General features: G+C 74.4%; 17 protein-coding genes. 5 read left to right on the top strand and 12 right to left on the bottom strand.

All coding sequences use genetic code 11. The features are described 5' to 3' along the window. Positions 1-31: 31 nt before the first annotated feature. Positions 32-1,873 (top strand): helicase HerA-like domain-containing protein, encoded by a 1,842-nt coding sequence (locus CUD01_RS05310; RefSeq protein ID WP_141319316.1) that lies wholly within the window; start codon positions 32-34, stop codon positions 1,871-1,873. Between the two features lie 36 nt (positions 1,874-1,909). Here the strand turns inward: CUD01_RS05310 and CUD01_RS05305 are convergent, their stop codons facing one another. The 4 genes from CUD01_RS05305 to CUD01_RS05290 all read right to left on the bottom strand — a co-directional run bounded on the left by CUD01_RS05305 (position 1,910) and on the right by CUD01_RS05290 (position 7,880). Next, on the bottom strand, positions 1,910-2,629 hold the full coding sequence (locus CUD01_RS05305) for a metal-dependent transcriptional regulator (RefSeq protein ID WP_141319314.1): 720 nt from the start codon (positions 2,627-2,629) through the stop codon (positions 1,910-1,912). A gap of 5 nt (positions 2,630-2,634) precedes the next feature. Then, positions 2,635-4,218 (bottom strand): D-alanyl-D-alanine carboxypeptidase family protein, encoded by a 1,584-nt coding sequence (locus tag CUD01_RS05300; RefSeq protein WP_141319312.1) that lies wholly within the window; start codon positions 4,216-4,218, stop codon positions 2,635-2,637. Positions 4,219-4,305: 87 nt separating this feature from the next. Next, positions 4,306-6,123, bottom strand: coding sequence for a metallophosphoesterase family protein (locus tag CUD01_RS05295; protein WP_141319310.1), 1,818 nt, complete (start codon positions 6,121-6,123; stop codon positions 4,306-4,308). 77 nt (positions 6,124-6,200) lie between these two features. Next, complete coding sequence (locus CUD01_RS05290) at positions 6,201-7,880, bottom strand: hypothetical protein (protein ID WP_141319308.1); 1,680 nt, start codon at positions 7,878-7,880, stop codon at positions 6,201-6,203. Between the two features lie 77 nt (positions 7,881-7,957). Here CUD01_RS05290 and CUD01_RS05285 point away from each other — a divergent pair, with 77 nt between their 5' ends. Further along, positions 7,958-9,007: a glutathione S-transferase family protein gene (locus tag CUD01_RS05285; protein WP_141319306.1), complete on the top strand. Its 1,050-nt coding sequence runs from the start codon at positions 7,958-7,960 to the stop codon at positions 9,005-9,007. A 9-nt stretch (positions 9,008-9,016) separates the two neighbouring features. On the opposite strand, the gene CUD01_RS05280 is transcribed toward CUD01_RS05285, so the two are convergent. Continuing rightward, positions 9,017-9,652 carry a CYTH domain-containing protein gene (locus CUD01_RS05280; protein WP_141319304.1) on the bottom strand — a complete coding sequence of 212 codons (636 nt, stop codon included), beginning with the start codon at positions 9,650-9,652 and terminating at the stop codon, positions 9,017-9,019. 70 nt (positions 9,653-9,722) lie between these two features. Between CUD01_RS05280 and CUD01_RS05275 the strand changes: the two genes are divergently transcribed. Then, complete coding sequence (locus CUD01_RS05275; protein ID WP_141319302.1) at positions 9,723-11,468, top strand: alpha/beta hydrolase; 1,746 nt, start codon at positions 9,723-9,725, stop codon at positions 11,466-11,468. A gap of 63 nt (positions 11,469-11,531) precedes the next feature. Here the strand turns inward: CUD01_RS05275 and CUD01_RS05270 are convergent, their stop codons facing one another. The 4 genes from CUD01_RS05270 to CUD01_RS05255 form a co-directional block, all read right to left on the bottom strand. Then, positions 11,532-13,250, bottom strand: coding sequence for a dipeptide ABC transporter ATP-binding protein (locus tag CUD01_RS05270; RefSeq protein WP_141319300.1), 1,719 nt, complete (start codon positions 13,248-13,250; stop codon positions 11,532-11,534). Beyond that, positions 13,247-14,383, bottom strand: coding sequence for an ABC transporter permease (locus CUD01_RS05265; protein WP_141319298.1), 1,137 nt, complete (start codon positions 14,381-14,383; stop codon positions 13,247-13,249). Before CUD01_RS05265 ends, CUD01_RS05270 begins: the two co-directional genes overlap by 4 nt. 1 nt (position 14,384) lies before the next feature. Further along, a complete protein-coding gene (locus CUD01_RS05260; RefSeq protein WP_141319296.1) occupies positions 14,385-15,479 on the bottom strand; it encodes an ABC transporter permease in 1,095 nt (364 codons plus the stop codon). A gap of 79 nt (positions 15,480-15,558) precedes the next feature. Beyond that, entirely contained in the window at positions 15,559-17,199 is a 1,641-nt protein-coding gene (locus CUD01_RS05255; RefSeq protein ID WP_141319294.1) for an ABC transporter substrate-binding protein, read from the bottom strand. 289 nt (positions 17,200-17,488) lie between these two features. Here CUD01_RS05255 and CUD01_RS05250 point away from each other — a divergent pair, with 289 nt between their 5' ends. Continuing rightward, entirely contained in the window at positions 17,489-18,133 is a 645-nt protein-coding gene (locus tag CUD01_RS05250; RefSeq protein ID WP_166771981.1) for a YkoF family thiamine/hydroxymethylpyrimidine-binding protein, read from the top strand. 84 nt (positions 18,134-18,217) lie between these two features. Beyond that, complete coding sequence (locus CUD01_RS05245) at positions 18,218-18,706, top strand: NUDIX hydrolase (protein ID WP_094180391.1); 489 nt, start codon at positions 18,218-18,220, stop codon at positions 18,704-18,706. Positions 18,707-18,802: 96 nt separating this feature from the next. Here CUD01_RS05245 and CUD01_RS05240 read toward each other — a convergent pair whose 3' ends face one another. The 3 genes from CUD01_RS05240 to CUD01_RS05230 form a co-directional block, all read right to left on the bottom strand. Next, positions 18,803-21,478, bottom strand: a complete 2,676-nt coding sequence (locus CUD01_RS05240) for a phosphoenolpyruvate carboxylase (RefSeq protein WP_244937667.1) — start codon at positions 21,476-21,478, stop codon at positions 18,803-18,805. A gap of 118 nt (positions 21,479-21,596) precedes the next feature. Continuing rightward, a complete protein-coding gene (locus tag CUD01_RS05235; protein ID WP_141319288.1) occupies positions 21,597-22,352 on the bottom strand; it encodes a hypothetical protein in 756 nt (251 codons plus the stop codon). A 180-nt stretch (positions 22,353-22,532) separates the two neighbouring features. After that, positions 22,533-24,413 (bottom strand): threonine/serine exporter family protein, encoded by a 1,881-nt coding sequence (locus CUD01_RS05230; protein ID WP_141319285.1) that lies wholly within the window; start codon positions 24,411-24,413, stop codon positions 22,533-22,535.

Below are 24,413 nucleotides of genomic sequence, written 5' to 3'. Positions count from 1 at the left end.
GCGGGGCCCCTGGCCGCTCTAGGATCGACGCATGTCGGACAGCGAGGTCCCTGCCGCCGGCGCCGCCGGCACCCCGAGCACCCCGAGCGCCCCCGCCGGCGAGGCGGAGCTCGCCGCGCTGCGCGCCGCCGCGGCAGCAGCGGCCGCCGAGGCGGCCGAGGCGAAGGCGGCCGCCGCCGCAGCCGCGCTCGCCGCGGCCGAGGCCGCCGCACTCTCGTCGGCGCCCGGTACGACGCCTGACACGGCGCCCGGAACGACGCCCGCCGCCGCCCAGCCGGCCGCGTCGACGCCCGCCACGTTGTCGGAGCACGCGGCGACGGTGCGCGCGGGCTACACGTTCTCCGGCGCCGTGCTCCCGCTCGGCGCGTTCCTGGAGGACTCCTCCCCCGTCGCGTCCGTGCAGGTGGGTCTCCCGCTCGCCATGCTCAACCGGCACGGCCTGGTCGCGGGCGCGACCGGCACGGGCAAGACCAAGACGCTGCAGGTCATGACGGAAGGGCTCTCGGCCGCGGGCGTCCCGGTGTTCGTCGCCGACGTCAAGGGCGACCTGTCCGGGCTCATGCGGCCCGGGACGTCGTCGGACAAGCTCCTCGAGCGCACGCGCAGCGTCGGCCAGGAGTGGGTGCCCACGGCGTCGCCCGTGGAGCTGCTCACGCTGGGCGGGATGGGCACCGGGGTCCCGGTGCGCACGACCGTCACCGACTTCGGTCCGCTGCTGCTCGCCAAGGTGCTCGGGCTCAACGCGACGCAGGAGTCCAGCCTCGGGCTGATCATGCACTGGGCGGACGTGCAGGGGCTCGCGCTGCTCGACCTCAAGGACCTGCAGTCGACGATCGCGTACCTCGTGTCCGACGAGGGCAAGGCCGAGCTCAAGGGCATCGGCGGGCTGTCCGCCGCGACGGCGGGCGTGATCCTGCGCGAGATCGTCGCGCTGCAGGCGCAGGGTGCCGACGCGTTCTTCGGCGAGCCCGCGTTCGAGGTCACCGAGCTGCTGCGCACCGCCGCCGACGGCCGCGGGGTCGTCACGGCCCTCGAGCTGCCCGGCGTGCAGGACCGCCCCGCGCTGTTCTCCACGTTCCTCATGTGGCTGCTCGCGGAGCTGTTCCAGGTCCTGCCCGAGGTCGGTGACCCCGACAAGCCGCGCCTGGTGTTCTTCTTCGACGAGGCGCACCTGCTGTTCCACGACGCGTCCGACGACTTCCTCACGCAGGTCACGCAGACCGTGCGGCTCATCCGGTCCAAGGGTGTCGGCGTGTTCTTCGTGACCCAGAGCCCCAAGGACGTGCCCGCGGACGTGCTCGCCCAGCTCGGCAGCCGCGTGCAGCACGCGCTGCGCGCCTACACCCCGGAGGACGCCAAGGCGCTGCGGGCCGCCGCGCGCACGTTCCCGACGTCGCCGTACGACCTCGAGGAGGTGCTCACCTCGTTGGGGACGGGCGAGGCGGTCGTGACGGTGCTCGGCGAGAAGGGTGTCCCGACGCCCGTCGCGTGGACACGGCTGCGTGCGCCGCAGTCGTCGATGGACCCGGCCCCGGCCGACGAGCAGACCGCCGCGGTGACCGCCAGCCCTCTCGCCGCCCGCTACGCGCAGGCCGTGGACCGGGAGTCGGCGTACGAGCTGCTCACGGCGCGGGCGGAGCAGAGCGCCGCGGAGCGGCTCGCCGCGCAGCAGGCCGCGCAGGAGGCGGAGCAGGCGAAGGAGAAGGCCGAGGAGGCCGAGCGGGTCGCGAAGCAGCGCGAGAAGGAGGCCGCCGCGGCACGCAAGAAGACCACGCAGCGCACGAGCGGTGCGTTCGACTCGCTGCTGCGCTCGGTCGGCACGCAGCTCGGCCGGGAGATCACCCGGACGGTGTTCGGCACGCGGCGGCGCTGAGCGCCGCACCTCCCGGGCGTCGCGTCCGCCGCCTGCTCAGCGCGTCGCGGCCGGGGTGATCCAGATCGCGTGCGCCGCGACCTGGCCCAGGTCCAGCGCCCGGTCGCCCACGGTGACGCCGACCGTCCCGACCGCGTCGCGGCGCGGGCCCACCGTCAGCACGGTGTCGATGCCGATGCCGACCTCGTCGAGGTAGCGCAGCAGGTCGGGGTCCGCGTCGCTGATCCGCGCGACCGTCCACCGTCCCGGGTCGGCGTCCCACATCGGCGTCGCGTCGGGCGCCACCAGGCTGCCGTCGGGGCCGGGGATCGGGTCGCCGTGCGGGTCGCGCACCGGGTGGCCGAGCCGCTCGGCGACGCGCTCGACGAACACGTCGCTCACGGCGTGCTCGAGCACCTCCGCCTCGTCGTGCACCTCGTCCCAGCCGTACCCGAGCACCTCGACGAGGAACGTCTCGACGAGGCGGTGGCGGCGCACCATCGCGAGCGCGTGCCGGCGCCCCTCGTCGGTCAGGCCGACGGCACCGTACGGCTCGTGCGTGAGCAGGCCCTGGTCCGCGAGCCGCCGCACGGTCTCCGAGACGGTCGAGGCGCCGACGCCGAGCCGCGTGGCGAGCAGCTTCGTCGTGACCGGTCGCTCGGCCCACTCCGTGGCCGACCACACGACCTTGAGGTAGTCCTGCGCCACGGGCGACAGCGCGGGGGTCGGCTCGGGTCGGGCATCGGTCACGACGACCAGGCTAGGCCAGGCGACCATGCGGGTCAGGACCCGTCCACGCTCCAGTGCCACGGCTCGCCCGGCAGGTTCTGCAGCCCGTACCGCCCGGCGTGCTCGACCAGCCAGTCCCACGCGGGCGTCCCGGTCCGCACGAGCCGTCCGTGGTCCGTGAAGTCGAGCGCGAGCCCGCGCTCGTGCCGCGAGCTGCCCGGCACGGCGGTCGGTGGACGGCACACGACGCCCGACGACGTCGCGTGGCAGTTGCGGGCGCGGGCCGCCACCTGCTGCTCGTGGCTGCGCCAGCCGGACGCCCCGAGGTCGATGCCCGCCGCGCGGGCCTGCGTGAGCAGCTCGTCGACCGCGTCCGCGAGGCAGGCGTGCACGCGGGCGCCGTGGCTGGTCAGGACCGTGGCGTCGAGGCCGACCGGACCGTCGACGAGCGAGCAGTCGGCGGGCGGTGGTGCGGTCGCGGCCGCGAGCACGTCCGCGGGGACGTCGACGCGCCACAGCTCCTGACCGTTGCCCGCCGTGAGCAGCGCACCGGCGGCGTCGAGACGCAGCGCGGAACCGGGCGCCCCGCCCTCCGGGGCCGGCGTCCCCCAGACGGCCCGGCCGTCGCCGTCGACCAGCACGAGCCGCCCGTCACCGCGCACGTGCAACGAGCCGCCCGGGCCGGGGGCCGCCGGCGCGGTCCACACCGTGGTGTCGTCGTAGCGCAGCGTCAGCGCGTCCGCGGCAAGGTCCAGGTGCAGGTGACCGTCGGGGCCGTCGAGGCGCTGCCCCTCGGTCAGCGCGGCGTCGACCGGCAGGGACGCAGGTCCGAGCCCGGTCCCGCTGCTCCAGACCGCGCTGCCGTCGGGCGCCGTGAGCACCACGTCACCGTCGTCGCGCAGGACGAGCGTCGAGCCGGGCACGGCCGCGCGGTGCGTGGTCCACACGGCGGCACCCTGCGCGTCGCGGACCGCGAGCACGCCGTCCGCGTCCAGCGTCAACGCCGTGCCCGCGCCCTCGGTCGCGCTCGACCAGCGTGGACGCGAGTCCGGGCCGAGCAGCACCACGTTGCCGGTCCGCCGCACGACGAGCACGTGCCGCCCGTCCGGTGACGTGAGCGGCTGGCCGGGCAGGACGGAGCCGCCGGCCGCGAGCGTCGACGAGCGCTGCGCCGTGCCCGTCGCCCACACCGTCGCGCCCGTGTCGTCGAGCAGCACCAGGTCGCCGTCGTCCCGCAGCTCGAGGCGGGCCCCGACGACGCGGCCCTCGCCGAGGTCCGGCGTCCACAGCGTGCGCCCGCCCCGCCCGACGAGCCCGAGGTGGCCCTCGTCGTCGAGCTCGAGCGCCGCACCGCGCGAGCGACCGCCCACGGTCCACACGACGTCACCGCCCGGGCCGTACACCGACACCCGTCCGGACGCGCCCACGACGAGCACCGACGTCCCCCCGGGCGAGACCAGCGACTCGCGCGGCCGCAGGGACTCGCCCGCGGCGAGGTGGTCGGTGTCCGCACCCGCGTTGCCCGGCGCGACCGGACCGAGCATCGCGAGGACCGTCAGACCCAGGGCCAGCAGGATCGTCAGCACGACCCGCACGAGCGAGTGCCGCAGGGACGTGTGCGACGACGCGGCGGTCACCCTCGACCGTCGCGGCGCGATCCCCCCGGGCCGCCTCGCCACCGGTCCACGGTAAGCCCATGCGCGCGAGCAGGCACGGGTGAACCGTCAGAAGGGGACCGGGCCCCGGATCGGCACGGGCGACCCGCGCTCGGGCCGCACGACCGTCGGCCAGGGTCGGCGCTCGAGCACCTCGACCGTCGCCGCGGGCGACACCCGCACGACCTGGGAGTCCACGAACAGCCGCGTCGCGGGGTCCCACCGCAGGACCGTGAGCTCCGCGGTGCCGTTCAGCGGGCCGACCGTTGCCTGCCCGAGCGTCGCGCCCGCGGTGCTCGAGCTGATGAACCGGACGCCCAGACCGACCTGCTGCGGGTCCGTGCGCCGGTGCAGGTGGCCCGAGACCTGCGCGGGCACGCAGCCGCTCGACATCGCGGCCTCCCCCACCGCGGGGGTGTGGATGAGCAGGAGGTCGACGCCGTCGTCGTCGCACGCCACGGCCGCGAGCCGCTCGCCCGCGTCCCGTGCGCTCTCGCCGAGCGAGGCGGTCGCGGCACCCGCGCGCGTCTCGTTCGGGTCGGCGTCGCCGAGGACCCGGATGCCGTCGACCTCGACCACCTTGCCGGACAGGACGGTCGCGCCCGCCTTCGCGTAGCTGTGCGCCGACTCGGCCGAGTCGTGGTTGCCGCCGACCGCGACGAGGTCGACGCCGTCCGGGACGGCCGACGCGAACGTCGACGTGCAGTACTGCTCGACCGCCGTGCCGTTCATCGTCGTGTCGCCCGCGTCCAGCACGACCGACGCACCCGACCGCTCGACGAGCGTCGTGATGAGCGGGGCCATCCCCACGTTGCAGTGCAGGTCGGAGACGACGACGAGCGTCACGAGGTCCTCCGCGCGCGTCGGCGGTGTCGGGCTCGGTGTGGGGCTCGGTGTCGGGCTCGGGCTCGTCGTGGGCGGGGCGGCCGTCGGTGAGGTCGTCGGGGCGCTCGTCGGGTCCGACGTCGGGGCGCTCGTCGGGTCCGTCGTCGTGTCCGTGGTCGGGGCGGGAGGCGCGGCACCCCCGGCCGCCGCGCGCTCGCGCTCGGCGAGCTCCTGCGCGAGCCGCTCGGCCTGCGCCGCCTGCGCCGCCTCACGCGCCTGCGCGTCCTGCCGCTCGTCCCACGCGACCGCGAGCGCCTCGTCCGCGCGTGCGTAGAACTCCTCGTTCGTGCGGTACGCGGCGAGCACCTTCGCGCCGTAGGTGTCGATGACGCCGCCGAGCCGGCCGGTGACCCGCGCCCCCTCGAGCGCGGTGCCGTCGAACACGCGCGAGACCTGCCGCGCCTCGTCGACGTGGTCCCGCGGCCCGAGGCTCGACGTGGTCAGACTCGCGACCGCCACCGCGAGCGCGGTGCCCACGGCGATCTGCGCGCGGTGCGCGCCCCAGGTGGCGCCCAGCTCCGCGCGACGGGTCGCCCCGAGCGCGACGCGCCCGAGCCACCACAGCCCGACGAGCACGACGAGCGCGCCCCCGGCGCGGCGCAGCGCGTCGGCGACGATCGCGCGTGTCACGTCCTCGATCGTCGCGCGCGGCGCGGAGAAGAACTGGACGTACCGCTGCAGGTCCCCGGACAGGGCCTGGAGCGTGGTCGCGTCGTCGACCTCGGTCAACGTCGCGGGGATCTCCCGCACGGTCACGCGCGCACCCAGCGTGAGGGGCAGCGGCGAGTCGACCTCGAGCGTGCCGAGCGGGCCGAGGTCGACCACCACGAGGTCGTCGGTGGTGACGGCGTACTGCGCCAGGTGCGGCCCGAAGCCGGCCTCGGCGCGCGCCGTCGTGAGGCCGTACGTCAGCGACACCAGGACCGCGACGAGCGCGAGGGCGGCGCGCACGAGCCACCGCGTGCGCCGGTCGTCGCGCGTCGCGTCGGTCTGCTCGCTCATCGCGACGAGCCTAGACGCGTGAGCGCGCCGCATCGCGGCGGGGTCGCCCGACCGCGACGGCCCGCCTGGCCGTGGGCTCACTGGTAGGTGACGAGGTCCGGGACCGGGTCGACCTGGTAGGTCTGCTGCGGGGTCAGCATCGGCGAGTCCTCGTCGAAGAAGTTCTTCCACCCCCAGTGCACGGCTGGCGCACCCCGTCGCAGCGTGCGCCACGTGCCCTGCTTGGCGGGCTGCGTGCCCTGCCCGTCGACGTGGATCACGATCGCGAGCTCGTCGTGGCTCGTGTCGAGCCGCTCGCGGCCCTCGACCATCCGCAGCGAGAACTGGTGGAGCACGAACATCTTCTGCGGCAGCCGGCGCGACGCGGTGAGCTCGGCGAGCCAGTCGCCGACCGCGTCGACCTCGTCGACGCCGACCGAACCGATCTGCGCGAGGTGCTCCTGGTCGGGCTCGAGGCGCCACTCGGGGTCGAGCGCGAGCCCGACGTACGGCAGCTCCAGGAGCTCGCGGTACCGCTTCGCCTGCGTGAGGAAGTCCGTGCGGCCCGGCTGCAGGTCGAGCACCACCGCGAGGCCCGCCTCCCCCGCCGCCTCGACGAGCGGACGAAGCTCCGCGACCGGGCGCTCGCGCGAGTAGTCGCCGTCGTCACCCGGCTCGGCGGACGCGATGGTCGCGATCACCTCGACGGCGGGCACCACGGCGGCGTCGGTGAGCGGACGGTAGTGCCGCGCGACCTTCTGCGCGCGTGCGATCGTGGCGGGCACGTCCTGCTCGCCGAGCACACCCAGCGCACCCGAGCCGGGCGAGCCGTACAGCGCGACGTACCGCTTCGCCGGCACGCCCTCGACCGAGGGGAACACGAGCTGGCCGCCCCCGGGGGCGAGCGTCCCGGTGGCGGCGGTCGCGACCCGCGCCGCGAGGCGGTCCGCGGGTCCGAACGCGGCCCCGAGCGCGACCACGTACGTCGCCTCGGCCTTCGCGAGCGCCCGGACCGTGTGCGTCGAGGCGCGCGGGTCGGCGCCGGGCACCGCGACCAGCGGGATCCGTGCGGCTCGCAGCGTCGCGACCGCGGCGGTCGTGTCGCCGCCCGCACCCGTGAGCCCGACGAGGCCCGGCACACGCGCCGGGCGTCGGGTGGCCGGCGGGGTCGCGCGCGACGACGCGGACGGCGTCGGTGCGCCGGTGGCCGTCACCGGCGTCCGTGCGCCCGTCACCGCCGCGAGCTCCTCGGCGTCGGCGTCCGCGGGGACGGGCACCAGCGCGAGCGACTCGGGCAGTGCGCGCGTGCTCGCGGAGCCGACCACGAGGACGGCCCGCGCCGCGAGCCGGACGATCTCGGCGCGCACGGGTCGGTCGGCCGTCGACCCCGTCATGAGCAGCAGCGGGCCACCGACGGCGACCGCGGCGGACGCGCCCGTGGCCTGGGCCGCGGGGTCGTCGTCGGGGGCGATCACGACGACGGGCGCGGACGCGAACACCGCGGAGGACGCCTGCACCGCCGCGGCGACCGGGTCGTCCGCCGCCAGGACCGTGGCCGCCTCCTGCGGGGCCCGCACGCGCGCGGCGAGGACCGCGGGGGACGGTGTCGGCGTCGGCGCCGCGCGCGTCGTGACCGCCGACGCCCCGGCCGACGGTGCGGTCGAGGCGCCCCGGGGCGACCACGCCTGCGGCCGGCCCTGGCTCCCCACGACGAGGGCCAGCGTCCCCACCAGCACCGCGAGCACCACGACGGTGACGACCACCCGACCTCGACCCACGTCCCACCCTTCCTGCCGGAGACAAGGCCCGCCACTCTACGGCTGCCGGCGGTGGGCGGACCGGGCATGATCGGACGATGAGCCCCACCGCGCAGGACGCGCACGACCGCCCCGGTGTGTACTCCCAGGACGGGACCGAGTACCGGCGGGACACGCGCTACATCACCACCCGCATCACGGCCGACGGCCGAGACGGCTACCCCGTGGAGCCGGGCCGGTACCGGCTCGTCGTCGCGCGGGCCTGCCCGTGGGCGAACCGCGCGATCATCGTGCGACGCCTGCTCGGCCTCGAACCCGTGCTGTCGATGGGCGTGTGCGGGCCGACGCACGACGAGCGTTCGTGGACGTTCGACCTCGACCCGGGCGGGGTCGACCCCGTGCTCGGGATCCCCCGGATCCGCGACGCCTACCTCGCCCGGTTCCCCGACTACCCGCGCGGCATCACGGTGCCCGCGATCGTCGACGTGCCGACCGGGCAGGTGGTCACCAACGACTTCGCCCAGCTCACGCTCGACCTGTCGACCGAGTGGACCGCGCACCACCGCGCGGGCGCGCCGGACCTGTACCCCGAGCACCTGCGCGACGAGATCGACGAGGTCGCGGACGTCGTGTACCGCGACGTCAACAACGGTGTGTACCGGTGCGGGTTCGCGGGCGACCAGGAGTCCTACGACGCGGCGTTCCACCGCCTGTTCGACCGGCTCGACCGGCTGAGCGAGCGGCTCGCGAGCCGGCGCTACCTCGTCGGCGACACCATCACCGAGGCCGACGTGCGCCTCTTCACGACCCTGGTGCGGTTCGACGCGGTCTACCACGGGCACTTCAAGTGCAACCGCAGCACGCTGGCGGCGATGCCGGTGCTGTGGGCGTACGCGCGCGACCTGTTCCAGACGCCGGGGTTCGGCGACACGGTCGACTTCGTCCACATCAAGCGGCACTACTACGAGGTGCACCGCGACCTGAACCCCCGCGGGATCGTGCCCCTGGGCCCCGACCTGTCGGGCTGGTGGGCGCCGCACGCACGCGAGCAGCTCGGCGGGCGACCGTTCGGTGACGGCACGCCGCCGGGTCCGGTGGCGCCGGGCGAGGAGGTCCCCGCGGAGCACACCGCCCCGCGACCCGCCTGAGGGCTCCGCTCAGTCCTGGCCGGCGCGACGCGTGCGGCCCAGGCCCGGCAGGAACCGGGGGCCGGTCGCGGCGAGCTCGCGTTCGTAGCCTGCGGCCCACGCGCCGTACGGCGTGCGCGCGAGCGCGTCGTTGCCGAACCGCGGGTCGTCGGTCACCTCCGTGACGCAGAACTCGGGCACGACGAGGTCCGTGACGGGTCCGCCACGTTCGACCTCGGCCACGACGAGCGGCGCGTTCGCACCCGCGAACACGTCGACGACCCAGCCGTCGTCGCCCAGCCACACCGAGTGCCGTGTCTTGGCGACCCGCTGCCCGCCGCGCCGCACGAGCTCCATCCCCACCGCGACGTCGAGCTCGCGCTCGGCCTCGTAGCGCGTGCCGGAGTTCATCGGGCCCTTCACGGTGACGGCGCAGAAGTCGAACCGGTCCGCGTGCTCGTCGAGCACCTCGAGCGGCGACCTCGCCGGGTCCACCGCGGGGGCGCCGCCCGACGTCTGGACGCGCACGCGCAGCGCGAACCCCTCGTCGGCCAGGAAGTACGACTGCACGATGATCGTCGGCGACTCGTCGAGCAGGTCGACCGGCAGGTCCCGCACCCAGAACCGTCGCTCGAACTCGAAGTCCCCGTACCCGGTGTCGCTCACGCCCCCACGCTAGGGTCGCGACGGGCGAGCGCGACGGTTGCCGCGCCGCGACCCGACCTCGGAGGACGCCATGACGGTCCAGCGCCCCGCTGCCACGCGCCACCGACCCACGCTCGGACGTCGCGTCCTCGACGCGTTCGCGCGCTGGCCCCGCCGGCTGTCCGGCCCCGGTCTGGCCGGGGCGCTCGTGTTCTTCACGATCTCGCTGGGTCCGGCGCTGCTCCCCCGCGCCGCGTTCTACCAGGGCGCGGTCGCGGGCATCTGCGCGGCGATCGGGTACGGGCTCGGCGCGCTGCTCGCCTGGGTGGTGCGCCGCGCCGGGGTGCCGTGGTCACGCCGCGCGAGCCGTTGGTTCCGGCGCGTCCTGCTCGCCGCGACGCTCGTCGCGGTCCCCGCGGCGCTGTGGTGGAACCGCACGTGGCAGGACGAGCTGCGCGGGCTGTTCGGCGAGCCGCCCGCTCACTCGTCGCACCCCTTCGTCGTCGTGACGCTCGCGCTCGTCCTCGCCGTGCTGCTGCTCCAGGTCGGGCGCGGGCTGCGGCGCGTCACACGCTGGGTGGGCGGGCTCGTCGGCCGCGTGCTGGGCCGGTGGGTACCGGTCCCCGTCACCCGCCTCGTGGCGGTGGCGCTGGTCGCGTGGCTCACGGTCGTGGTGCTCGACGGCACGGTGGTGCGGGGCGGCCTCGCGGCGCTCAACGGCGTCTACTCGACGCTCGACAGCGGGACCGCGCCGGGCGTGGTGCAACCCGACGACCGGCTGCGCAGCGGGTCGCCCGAGTCGTCGTCCGCGTGGGACGACCTCGGGCTGCAGGGGCGCACCTTCGTCGCCGGCGGACGCCCGGCCGCCCACTTCGAGGAGGTCGCGGCCCGCACGGGGAGGACCGAGCCGCTGCAGGACCCCATCCGCGTCTACGCCGGGCTGTCCGCGGGAGACTCGCTCGACGAGGTCGCACAGCTCGTCGTCGCCGAGCTGGACCGCACCCACGCGTGGGACCGCTCGGTGCTCGCTGTCGTGACCGCCACCGGCACCGGCTGGGTCGACCCGTCGATGTCGGACTCCCTCGAGCTGCTGTGGGGCGGTGACACGGCGATCGCGTCGATGCAGTACTCCTACCTGCCGTCGTGGATCAGCTTCGTCGGCGACCGCTCGACGCCGCCCGCGGCCGGCAAGGCGCTGTTCGAGGCCGTGTACGAGCGCTGGTCGCAGCTCCCCGAGGACGACCGGCCGCTGCTGTACGCCGCCGGCATCTCGCTCGGGTCGTACGGCTCCCAGAGCGCCTTCTCGTCGGTGCAGGACGTCGTCGCCCGCACGGACGGCGCACTGTGGGTCGGCACGCCCGGCTTCACGCCGCTGTGGGGCGAGCTCACCGCGGACCGCGACCCCGGCTCGCCCGAGATCACGCCCGTGCTCGACGACGGCCGGACCGTGCGGTGGGCCAACCGGCCCGCCGACGGCTCGGACCGCCAGCTGTGGGCGCTCGGGGACGACTGGGAGCGTCCGCGCGTCGTGTACGACCAGCACGCGTCGGACGGCGTGACCTGGTGGTCCCCGCGCCTCGTCCTCAACAAGCCGGACCGGCTGAGCGAGCCCCGCGGCTCGGACGTGCTCCCCTCGACCCGCTGGGTGCCGATCATCACGTTCTGGCAGACGACGATCGACCTGTTCGTCGCGGGGTCGGCACCCGCCGGCCACGGGCACAACTACCACACGGAGTACGCCGACGGCTGGTCGGCGATCGCCCCGCCGCCCGGCTGGACGACCCAGGACACGGCCGTGCTGCGCGAGGTCGTCGGGCTCGTGGAGTCCGTGGCCTGACCGCCCGGGCGACGGTCGACGAGGGGCGGGGCACCGCGGTCCGGCACCCCGCTCCTCGTCCGCTCACGGCGTGCGCAGCTCCTGCCACCGCGCCCGGCGCTCGGCCTGCTCGACCGGGTCCGGCACCGGCAGCGACGCCAGCAGGCGCTGCGTGTAGGGATGCTGCGGGTCGCCCAGCACCTGGGCGCCCGTGCCCTCCTCGACGAGAGAGCCGCGGTGCAGCACCGCGATGCGGTCCGCCAGCAGGTCGACCACCGCGAGGTCGTGGCTGATGAACAGGCACGCGAACCCGAGCTCGGCCTGCAACCGCGCGAACAGGTCCAGCACGCGCGCCTGCACCGAGACGTCGAGCGCGGACGTCGGCTCGTCCGCGATCAGCAGCTCCGGGTCGAGCGCGAGCGCACGAGCCAGCGACGCACGCTGGCGCTGCCCGCCCGACAGCTCGTGCGGGAACCGGTCACCGAACGCGCGGGGCAGCTGCACGGCCTCGAGCAGCTTGTCGACCCGGCCGCGCGCCGCCTGCGGCGACGTCGCGACACCGTGCACGACGAGCGGCTCGGCGACGCACTGCGCGATCGTGAGCAGCGGGTTGAAGCTCGTCGCCGGGTCCTGGAAGACGAACCCGATGCGCTTGCGCACCGGGCGGAACCGGCGCTCGCGCACGCCGTTCATCTCGACGCCCAGCACCTCGAGCGAACCGCCGGTGACGTGCGTGAGGCCGGCGATCGCGCGCCCGATCGTCGTCTTGCCGGAACCGGACTCGCCCACCAGGCCGAGCACCTCACCGGCCCCGATGTGCAGGTCCACGCCGTCGACGGCACGGAACCCGGGGCGACGCAGCCGGCCCGGGTACGTCACCTCGAGCGCGCGTGCGCGGACCACCGCCCCTGCCACGGCTCCCGCCGCCTCCGCCGCCGCCCCCGCGTCCGCCGGGTGCGACGTGCGCGTGGGCTCAGGGCGCGCCCGCAGCGACGGCCCGCCGACCCGCGGCACCGAGTCCAGGAGCCGGCGCGTGTACGGGTGCTGGGGCGAGGTGAACAGCGTGCGCGCGTCGGCCTGCTCGACGATCTCGCCGTCGTACATCACCGCGACGCGGTCGGCGAGGTCGGCGACCACGCCCATGTTGTGCGTGATGAGCACGATCGCCGCACCGAACTCGCGCGGCAGGATCCGCAGCAGGTCGAGGATCTCGGCCTGCACCGTGACGTCGAGCGCGGTCGTGGGCTCGTCGGCGATCACCAGACCCGGGTTCAGGACCAGCGCCTGCGCGATGACGATGCGCTGCTTCTGCCCGCCGGAGAACTGGTGCGGGTAGTGGTCGACGCGGTGCTCCGGGTCCGGGATGCCGACACGCCGCAGCACGTCGACCGCCCGCTCGCGCGCCGCGGCGCGGGACATGCGCGTGTGCGAGCGCAGCCCCTCGGCGATCTGCCAGCCAACCGGGTAGACGGGGTTGAGCACCGACGAGGGCTCCTGGAACACCATCGCGGCGTCCTGCCCGCGCAGCCGACGCAGCTCGGCGGGCGACGCGGTGGTGACGTCGCGCGCCTCGCCACCGCCGCGGCCCGAGAGCAGGACCGCGCCCTGCGTGCGTGCCGTGCGCGGCAGCAGCCCGAGGATCGTGCGGGCCGTCACGGTCTTGCCCGAGCCGGACTCCCCCACGACCGCCAGCACCTCGCCGGGCGCGACCTGCAGGCTCACGCCCCGCACGGCCTCGACGGGTCCGGCGTCGGTGTCGAACGTGATCCGCAGGTCGCGGATGTCGACGACGGGTGTGCTCATCGGTCCTTCTCCTCGTCCGGGCCGTCCTCGGGCTCGGGGACGACGTCGGGCGGCGGGCCCTCGAGCGCGTCGAGGCCGCCGACGCCCTCCGGACCGGCCGCGAGCACGCCGCCGGGCACGGCGACGGTCTGGCCGACCTCGCCCGCGACGAGCGCCTTGCGGCGGCGCGTGCGCAGGCGCGGGTCGGCGAGGTCGTTGAGCGACTCCCCGACGAGCGTCACGCCGAGCGCGGTGAGCACGATCGCGACACCCGGCGGGATCGCCGTCCACCAGATGCCGCTCGTCACGTCCGCGAGCGCCTTGTGCAGGTCGTAGCCCCAGTCCCCCGCGGCGGTCGGCTCGATGCCGAACCCCAGGAAGCCGAGGCCCGCGAGGGTCAGCACGGCCTCGCACGCGTTGAGCGTGACGATCAGCGGGAGGGTGCGGACCGCGTTGCGCAGCACGTGCCGCGTCATGATCCGCACGTGTCCCGAGCCGACGACGCGCGCCGACTCGACGAACGCCTCGCCCTTGACGCGCACCACCTCCGCGCGCACCACGCGGAAGTACTGCGGGATGAAGACCACGGTGATGGACACGGCGGTCGCGATCACACCGCCCCACATGGACGACTGCCCGCCGCTGATGACGATGGCCGCGAGGATCGCGAGCAGCAGCGACGGGAACGCGTAGATCGCGTCGGACACGACGACGAGCACGCGGTCCAGCCACCCGCCGAAGTACCCGGACACCAGGCCGAGCACCACGCCGATGACGATGGACGCCGCGACGCCGATCACGATCGTGTACAGCGCGGTGCGGGCGCCCCACACGACGCGCGACAGCACGTCGTAGCCGGCGACCGTCGTGCCGAGCAGGTGGTCGGCGTTCGGCTCGATGTGCGCGCCGAACAACTCGCCGTCGGCGCGCAGCTGCGCCCACCCGTACGGCGCGAGCACGGGTGCGAGAAGCGCGACGACCAGGAACACCACGCACAGCACCAGGCCCGCGACGAGCATTCCGCGCTGCAGGCCGACGCTCGTGCGCAGCTGGTGCACCACCGGCAGACGCTTCCAGCGTGACGTGTGCTCGGGCGTCGCGACGGCCCCGACGGGGGTGGGCACCGGGGTGGGCACAGGGGACTCGGTCGCCATGTCAGTACCTCACCCGGGGGTCGACGAGCGCCGCGATCACGTCGACGACGAAGTTGGTCAGCGCGACGATCACGGCGAGCATCGCGACCATGCCCTGCACCGCCACGAAGTCGCGCGCGAGCAGGTACTGGACGAGCTGGAAGCCCAGCCCCTTCCACTCGAAGGTCGTCTCGGTGAGCACCGCGCCCGCGAGCAGGAGCGCGATCTGCAGGCCGATGACCGTGATGATGGGGACGAGCGCGGGGCGCCACGCGTGCTTGCGCAGCAGGCGCCGCTCGGAGACGCCGCGCGAGCGCGCGGCCTCGACGTACCCGGTGGTCAGCGTCCCGATGACGTTGGTGCGCACCAGGCGCAGGAACACCCCCGCGGTGAGCAGGCCCAGCGCGATCGCGGGCAGCACCGCGTGCTCGAGCACGTCCGCGACGACCGCGCCGTCGCCCGTGCTGATGGCGTCGACGAGGTAGATCCCCGTGTCCGCTCCGGTGCGCTGCATCTGGATCTCGGCGCCCGTGGACGCCCGGCCGGCCACGGGCAACCACCCGAGCCAGACCGAGAACACGAGCTTGAGGAGCATCCCCGCGAAGAACACCGGCGTGGCGTACACGAGCACCGCGGACACCCGCAGCGTCGCGTCCGCACCCGTGTCGCGGCGCGCGGCGGCCAGCCGACCGAGCGGGATGCCGACCGCGAACGCGACGACGAGCGCGTAGACCGCGAGCTCGAGCGTCGCCGCGCCGTACGTCAGGAGGACCTCGGTCACGGGCCGGTTGTCGGAGATCGTCGTGCCGAAGTCGCCCCGCAGGATGCCGCCGAGGTACTCGAGGTACTGCACGACGATCGGCCGGTCGTACCCCGCGTCGTGGATGCGCTCGGCGAGCTGGTCGGCCGTCAGGCGGCCGCCGAGGGCCGCGGTGATCGGGTCGCCGGTCGCGCGCATCATGACGAACACGGTCGTCACGAGGATGAGGATCGTCGGGAAGATCAGCAGGAAGCGCACCAGCAGGTAGCGGCCGAGGCCACCGCCCGGGCGTCGTCGCCCGGGCGTGGTCGCCGCCGGTGCGGCGCTCGCCGTGTCGTCGGTGGTCAGGGTCGTCATGGGTCGTCCCGGTTCGGCGTCGGAGGTGCGTGACGGGCGACGGCCCGCCCCGCGAGCTGCGGGGCGGGCCGTCGTCGGGTCACTTGGAGAGTGCGCCGTAGCGGAACTTGAACGACGCGTCGAGCGTGTCCTGCGTGCCCTGCACGTCCTTGCCGACGACCGCGACCTGCGCGCCCTGCAGGTACGGCACCGTCGACAGCTCCGCCGCGACCTCGTCCTGGATCTTCTCGATCACGGAGGTGCGCTCGGCGGGGTCGGTGGTCACCGCCTGCTGCAGGATGAGGTCGTTGACCTCCTGGTTCGCGTAGTGGTTCGCCAGGAAGTTCTCCGTCAGGAAGAACGGCGTGAGGTAGTTGTCCGCGTCCGAGTAGTCCGGGAACCAGCCGAGCTGGTACGCCGGGTAGACGTCGGCGGTGCGGTCCTTCGAGTACTGCACCCACTCCGTGGTCTGCAGGTCGACCGAGAACAGGCCGTCCGCCTCGAGCTGGTCCTTGATCATCGCGTACTCGTCCGCCGACGACGGGCCGTAGTGGTCGTTCGAGTACTGCAGGCCGAGCTTCACGGGCGTCGTGACCCCCGCGGCCGCGAGGCGCTCCTTGGCCTTCGCCGCGTCCGCGCCGCCCGAGCCGTCGCCGTACAGCCCCTTGAGCGACTCGGTCGCGCCCGTCAGACCTGCCGGGACGTAGGAGTACAGCGGCGTGTACGTGCCCTTGTAGACCTGCTCCGAGATCGCGTCCCGGTCGATGAGGTCCGCCACGGCCTGGCGCACCGCGAGCGCCTTGGCCGGGTCGGCCTCGGGCGTCTTGGCGCCGTACGGCTGCGTGTCGAAGTTGAACGTGATGTAGCGGATCTCGCCACCGGGGCCGTCGACGACCTGGACGGCGTCGTTCCCGCGCAGGTCCTCGATGTCGGTCGCGGTGAGGCTGCGGAACGCGACGTCGATGTTGCCCTGCTGGATGTCGAGCTTGAGGTTGGAGGAGTCCGCGTAGTACTTGACGTTGACCTCCTTCGTCTTCGCCGCACCCAGGGCGCCCTGGTAGTCCGCGTACGCCTCGTACGAGACGAGGTTGTTGAAGTCGTAGCTCGTGATGACGTACTGGCCCGCGAACGCGTTGCCCTTGACGATGTCGGCGTCCGGGGTCAGCGCGTCGGCCGCGAAGACCTCCTCGTCGACGATCGGGCCCGCGGGGCTCGACAGGATCTGCGGGAAGACCTGGTCGTTCTCGCTCTTGAGGTGGAACACGACCGTGGTGTCGTCCTTGGCCTCGACGCTCTCGAGGTTGTAGAGCAGCGACGAGGGGCCGTTCTCGTCGGCGATCGCGAGCTGACGGTCGAACGTGAACTTGACGTCCGACGAGGTCAGGTCGTTCCCGTTGGCCCACTTCAGGCCGGGCTTGAGCGTGACGGTGTACTCGGTGGGTGCGGTGAACTCCGCGGACGCGGCGATGTCGGGCTCGACGTCGGGGCTGCCGTACGGCGTGTTCAGCAGGAACGGGAACACCTGGTTCATGACGGCGAACGAGCCGTTGTCGTACGAGCCGGCCGGGTCGAGCGTCGTGACCTTGTCCGTCGTCCCGATCGTCAGCGTGCCCCCGCCCCCGCCGGTCGGGCCGCCGTCGGCGGAGTCGTCCTTGCCCGAGCAGGCCGTGAGCACGAGCGCTGCGATCGTGAGGCCTGCGGCCGTCGCGAGAACGCGACGGCGGTTGCGTGCGGAGGTCATCCGTCACCTCTTCCGTGGGGGCCGGCTGGAGGCCGGCGCAGTACGTGGTGAGGGCTTGTGTAGCACACAGGTATGACGTGGGTAACCGCCGTCTTACCGGTGAGTAACATCGTGATCTCGATTCGGCAACGGCCCGGGCATGCGTCGGACCGCGACACGCCCGTCCACCTCGCGGGACGGACATCCCGGGCATTCCGGGCGGGTCGCTAGGGTCGTGCCCGCGGGGCGTGCCGCGGCCGGCGCGAGCCGTCGTCGGGCGCCTCGACCGCGACGACTAGGGGGCACACGGATGACGCACGACACGCGCACGCTCACGACAGCACCGACCGACCGGCGGCCCGGTCCGACACCCACCGAGCTGGGCATCGGGGCCCGGTTCTCGCTCCACCCGCACCGCGACGACTTCGTCGACGTCATCGTCGACGCGCTCGACGCCGCGCAGGCCGACGACGTCGAGGTCACCACCGACGACGTCACGACGTTCGTGCGCGGCACCGAGGACGCGGTCGTGCGGTACCTGTTCGACGCGCTGCGCGCCGCCGCCGAGGCGGGCGGGCACCTGGTCGCCCACGTGCACCTGTCGCGCGGCTGCCCCGGCGAGGTCGCGTGCGACCTGCCCGACGACGTCGTGCTCGCCACCCCGCCCGTCCCCGTCCTGCCCCGCTGCGGCATGCCGACCGCCGCGCACTGGTCGCTGTACCCGCTCGACGACGGTGCGCCCGGACGCCAGGGCGACCACATGTCGGCCGTGACCGCGGCGGTCGACGCCGCACACCGGCGCGTGGACGTCACGCCCGAGCACTTCGTCACCCGGCTCGACGGCGACCTCGCCGACGTGCTGACGACCGTCGTCGAGGGCTGGCTCACCGCGGGGCGGACCGTGCGTCACGTCGCGACCCACGCGACGCTCGTCGTCGCCTCGCCGTCCTGGTGAGCGGGCTCGTGGTGAGCGGGCTCGTGGTGAGCGGGCTCGTGGTGAGCGGGCTCGTGGTGGCTCCGCGTCGGGGATGATCGCCGGGTGACCACACCCGAGCACTACCGTCCCGACGACCACCTGGGCCACCGCAGCCTGCTCGTCGCCGCCGCCTACGTCGTGCTGCGACGAGGCGACGAGGTCCTGCTGCAGCTGCGGCAGGGCACCGGCTACATGGACGGCCGCTGGGGCGTGCTCGCGGGGCACGTCGACCCCGGCGAGTCGGTGCACGAGGCCGCGGTGCGCGAGGCGCTCGAGGAGGGCGGCGTCCGGGTCGACCCCGACGCGCTCGAGCCACTCACCGCGCTGCACCGGTTCGAGCGCGGCGGGCCGGCGGTCGAGCAGCGCCTCGACGCGTTCTTCCTCGCGCGGTCGTGGCACGGCGAGCCCACGCTCCAGGAGCCGGACAAGAGCGCCGCGATGGGCTGGTACCCGCTCACCGCGCTGCCGGACGTCGTCCCGCACGAGCGGCTGGTGCTCGACGCGCTCGCGACGGGACGCCCGCTGCCGGCGGTCGTCTCGCTGCCGCGCTGAGGGACGTCGCCGCACGCCCGACGACGGCCCGCACGACGACGAGGGCTCCACCGGCACTGCCGGGGAGCCCTCGTCGTGTGTCCGGGTGCGTGCGCGTCAGCCGGTGTTCTGGACGCCCGCGGCCACGCCGTTGACGCTCAGCAGCAGCAGGCGCTGCAGGTCCTCGGTGCGCTCGGGCGCGTCGCCCGTGCGCAGCCCCCGCAGCGCGCGCAGCTGCAGGAGCGACAGCGCGTCGACGTACGGGCTACGCAGCTGGACCGCGCGGCCGAGGATCCGACGGCGGGACAGGATCGCGTCCGAGTCCGTGATCGCGAGCACCCAGTGCCGCGTGCGCACCATCTCGTCGAGCACGAGCTGCGCGAGGTCCTCGCGGTCGCCGAGCGCGAGGTAGCGCGCCGCGATCCGCTCGTCGGTCTTCGCGAGCGACATCTCGACGTTGTCGATGATGGTCGCGAACAGCGGCCACTGCTCGTACGCGGAGCGCAGCTCGGCGAGGTCGTCGACCGACTCGAGCGCCGTGCCCAGGCCGTACCAGCCGGCCAGGTTGATGCGCGCCTGGGACCAGGAGAACACCCACGGGATCGCCCGCAGGTCGTCGAGCGACGACACCGACAGGCCGCGGCGCGCCGGGCGCGAGCCGATCGGCAGCAGACCGATCTCCTCGAGCGGCGTGACCTGGGCGAACCACTGCGGGAAGCCCTCGGCCTTGACGAGCGCGTGGAAGTGCGAGCGCGAGGCGACGTCGAGCCGGTCCGCGAGCGGCCGGAACCGGTCGGCGGCCTCGGCGTTGCGTCGCTCCACGCTCGGCGCGCCCTGCAGCAGCGTCGCCGCGACGACCTGCTCGATGTGCCGCGCGGCGATGTGCGGGTCGCCGTAGCGGGCGAAGATGACCTCGCCCTGCTCGGTCAGCTTGAACCGACCGTCGACCGAGCCCGGGGGCTGCGCGAGCACCGCACGGTTCGCGGGACCGCCACCGCGGCCGAGCGCCCCGCCGCGCCCGTGGAAGAGGGTCAGCTGGATGTCGTTGTCCCGTGCCCACTGCGCGATGCGACGCTGCGCGTCGTCGAGCGCGAGCGTCGCCGAGAGCGGGCCGACGTCCTTCGACGAGTCGGAGTAGCCGAGCATGACCTCGACCCGTCGGCCGTTCTCCGCGAGGCGCTTGCGCACCTGCGGCAGCTCGAGCGCCTTCTCCAGGATGCCGACGCTCGCCTGCAGGTCCGCGAACGTCTCGAACAGCGGCACCGCGTCGATCACGGGCACGTTCTCCGCGCCCCCGTACGCGAGCTCGGCGAGCTCGTAGACCGCCGCCAGGTGCTCGGGCTTCTGCGTGAAGGACACGATGTAGCGGCGCGCCGCGTCCGGCCCGAACCGCTTCTGCACCGTGCCGATGGTCCGGAACGTGTCGAGCACCTCGACCGTGCGCGGCTCCAGGTCACCGTCGACGCCCTTGGCCGCGATGTCCGCCAGTGCGGCCTCGTGCACCTGGGAGTGTTGACGCAGCTCGAGCTCCGCCAGGTGGAAGCCGAACGTCTGCACCTGCCACAGCAGGCGCTGCAGGTCACCGAACGCCTGCCGGGTCGCGCCGGCGTCGACGAGCGAACGCTGCACGACGAGCAGGTCGGCCTCGAGCTCGCCCGAGGTGCCGTACGCCAGGTCGGCGTTGCGGCTGCGCGTGGCGGCGAGCCGCTCGGCCACGAACAGCAGCGCGCGGCGGTGCGGCTCGTTGGGCGACTCGGCCGCGACGCGGGACGCGATCGCCTCCGACAGCGAGCGCTCGCGCTGCCACAGCGCGTTGAGCTCCGACGAGGCGGGCGTGCCCGCGCCGTCGAGCGTGAGGCCGGCCGCCGTGCGGACCGCGGACCGCTCGAGCTCCAGCAGCGCCTGCTCCGAGGCGAGCTGTGCCGCGGCACGTGTGATCTCCGCCGTGACGTTCGGGTTGCCGTCGCGGTCGCCGCCGATCCACGAGCCCAGGCGCGCGAACGGGCGCACGACGGGCGGCGTGGTGCCCGCGTCACCGTCGAGGAGCCAGTCGTCGAGGCGCCGGTACACGGCGGGCAGCACGTCGGCCAGGGTCGACTCGAACACGCCGAGCACCGTGCGGACCTCGTCGAGCACGGTCGGCTTCGACTGACGCAGCGGCGCGGTGCGCCACAGCGTGTCGATCTCGGCGAGCAGACGCCGGTCGTTCTCGGCGAGCGACACCCCGCCGGTCGACAGCACGTCACGCTCGGCGACCAGCTCCGCGATCCGCCGGATCGAGCGGGACACCGCGCGGCGGCGCGCCTCCGTGGGGTGCGCCGTCAGGACCGGCCGGAACTCGACCTCGGCCAGGCGACGGCGTGCCTCCTGCTCGCCGACCTCGGTCGCGAGCTGCGCGACCGCGGACGGCAGGGAGTCGTCGGCCGTGAGGGTGTGCGGGTCCGCGTGGGCCTCGCGCTCCCGCAGGACGCGCACGCGGTGGTACTCCTCCGCCGTGTTGGCGAGGTGGAAGTAGCACGTGAACGCGCGGGCGACCTGCTCGGCACGTTCGAGCGTGAAGCCCGCGACGAGCTCCTCGGCTCGGGCGAGGGCGTCGCCCTCGGGCTCGTCGTGCGCGGCGATCGCGAGCTCGCGGAGCCGCTCGACGTCCACGAGGAGGCCGTCCCCCACCGACTCCCGCAGCACCCGGCCGAGGAACTCACCGAGGACGCGGACGTCGTTGCGCAGGGGTTCGGGGACCTCGTGACGGGCGGTGCCGCGGCGGTTCTCACGGGCGGGAAGTGGTGCTGTCACCCGGACAACATAGGCCACGGGTGTGCGGGCCGTGCCCGCGTTCCACGGCGTGAGCAGGGCCCCGGAACGGCCTCGGGCCCGGACCCACGAGGGGTCCGGGCCCGAGGCGCGACACGGGTCAGCCGAGCGACACGCCGGTCGCCGACGACGAGCGCGCCGGGACGATCTCACGCGTCACGGACCGCGCCTTGAGCACGTAGTCCGAGCCCGCGTAGCTGACGTAGACGTGACCGAGCGTGATCGCCTTGGACTTGAAGCCCCACTTGCCGCTCGAGTTCACGGTCGTCTTGCCGACGACCTTGAACGTGCTCGTGCCCTTCTTCTTGAAGTAGATCCGGATCTCCTTGCCCTTCATGTCGATGGCAGGAGACGGGTACCCGTAGACGTAGAAGCCCGAGGTGGTGTCGTAGCCGTTGAGGTCGAGCACCGGCGTGACGCGCAGCGCACCGCGCGCCTCGGCCGCGCCCTGGACCTTGCCGTCCACGCGCACGGCTGCGTTGATCTTGTACGGGCCGGACTTGTCGAGGCTCGAGCAGACGTAGCCGCGGACCTTGTTGCTGCCGTTCTTCAGCGGGTAGCTGACGAGCGAGCCGGTGATCGGGTCAGCGGTCCCCTGCTTCGCCGAGGACGTGAACTTGTACACCGTGCCCGACTTCAGACCGGAGACCGTGACCCACCAGAAGATGTCCTTGCAGCCGCTCGCGGGCTTCGTCGCGCTGAACGGCGAGATCTTCATGGTGACCGGGTAGGCCTGCGCCGTGTCCGCGTTCGCCGGCACCGCCGCGAACGCCGTCGTGAGCACGAGCGCCGCACCCGCGACCACCGCCGCCCACCGCTTGCGCCCGTTCGTCGCGACCGTGGTCCACCTGCTCATCCGCCTGCTCCTTCGTTCGTCGGGTCGTGCGGCCCTCCGCGCGCGGACGGCCGCGCCGGACACTACCCGGCATGTCGGGTTTTCGGGCGCGAAGTCCGGACAAACGACCCGGACGTGTGGCGCCCTCGACCCTCACGGACCAGGTGCTCGTCCCGCGCTCACCCGTTAGGCCCAGGCGGCTCAGCCCGTCCGCTCGCGCACCCACCACCGGTTCGCGAGCGCCCACGACCCCGCGCCCAGGCCCGTGAGCACCCCCAGCGAGATCGCGACCATCGTCGTCGCGGCCGTGACGACGGCCGTGATCCCCTGCCCGGCCGACTCCCCCAGCACCGACGTCACGCCGACGAGACCCAGCGCCCCGGGGACCAGGAGCCAGAACGCCGGCAGGAAGCTCACCATCGCGGGCGGACCGTCCGGGTGGCGGGCGACGACGAGCGCCACCGGCGTCATGGCGAGCGCGCCGACGAAGCCGGACACCTGCGAGCCGAGCAGCGCGCCGCCGACGAGCTGCCCCGCGTACGCGACGACGAGCACGAGCAGGATCCACGGCACCGCGCGCCGCCGCGCGCTGTGCCGGATCGTCACGCCCACCCCGTACACCACGACCCCGAGCCAGGCACCCGGCCAGCCGAGCGCCTGCTCCCCGCCCGGTGCGACCGCCGACGCCGGGATGCCGACGAGGTTCGCTCCCCCGACGATCCCGAGCGCGAGCAGCACGAGCGTCATGACGCCGGCCGCGAGCCGCGCCGCGCCCGCGATCATCTGCCGCGTCGCGAGATCGATCACCGACGTCGTGAGCAGCGCCCCCGGCAGGAACGTGATGAGCGGTGCCACGAGCGCGGGCAGCAGCGACACGTCGAGCCCCGTGCGCGACGCCGTGAAGACGACCGTCGACACGCCGAACGCCGACAGCAGCACGACGATCGACCGGTACGGTCCGGCCCGCGCACTGGTGAGCTTCTCGAACCCGACGACCGCCGCACCCAGCACCGCCGCGAGCGCCACGTCCGTGAGCGACCCGCCGAGCACGAGCGCGAGCCCCACCGCCGAGGTCACGTACCCCAGGGCCTGCTGCCACGCCGTGTACGGCGAGTCGCTCGCGAACGCCGCCGCGATCCGGCGCGAGCCCTCCGCCGGCCCGACCTCCCCCTCGCGCGCCAGGTCCGCGACCTCGAGCACCGCGTGCACCTGGTCGAGCCGCAGCGAGCGGTACCCCGCCGACACCGCGACCGTGCGCGTCTGCGCCGCGCGCGGCGTGGACAGCACCAGAGCGGTCGGCAGCGCGACGACCTCCACGTCCGGCAGCCCGTTCGCGTGCGCCACGTGCTCGAGCGCGTCCTGCACCTGCACCACCGGCGCGGTCGCGTCGATCATCGCCTCACCGAGCTGGAGGCAGAACCGCACCGTCTCGTCCGCCGTCGCCGGCTCCTCCGCGGGCCCCACCGGCGCCTCGTCGGGCGGTGTCGCCGCGAGCAGGTCGGCGACGTCCTCGTCGGCATCCGCGATGGCGGAGCCGCCGACGAGCAGCGTGGACGTCGGGACCCGCAGCGGGACCGTCACGGTCGTGCCCGGTGTCGCGGCGGACGCCGTCGCCGGGGCGGACGCCGTCGCCGGCGCGGTCGTCGGCCGCCGCGCACCCCCGCGACGCGTCGCCAGCAGGATCGCGGCGCTCGCCGCGACGAGGACCAGCAGGGCGAGCACGAGCATCCCGACCGGCAGCTCGCTCGTCGTGACCGTCGGTGGCGTCGTCCAGACCGACCCGGTGCTGGTCGGCGTCGGGGTGGCGACCTCGCTCGTCGTCGGCAGCGGCGCCGGAGATCCCGTACCCGCGGGCGACGGCGATGCGGACGGCGTCGGAACGGCGGTCGGCGGGGCCGTCGCCGGGGCCGTCGGCGGGGCGGTCGCGTCGGGCGCCGGGATCGGCAGGCTCGGCGTCGCCGCCGGTCCCGTCGGGACGGGCTCCTGGGTCGCGGGGACCGAGGTCGCAGCGGGCGTCGACGACTCGCCGGGCGTCGCCGCCGGGAGCGGGTCGACGTCCGCGACCCACCGCGCGCCGGGCAT

It is taken from the genome of Cellulomonas uda, from assembly GCF_006538705.1.
Lineage (GTDB): Bacteria > Actinomycetota > Actinomycetes > Actinomycetales > Cellulomonadaceae > Cellulomonas > Cellulomonas uda.
The sequence above is the reverse complement of the archived record's forward strand: the minus strand, read 5'-3'. Positions and strand labels throughout refer to the sequence as shown.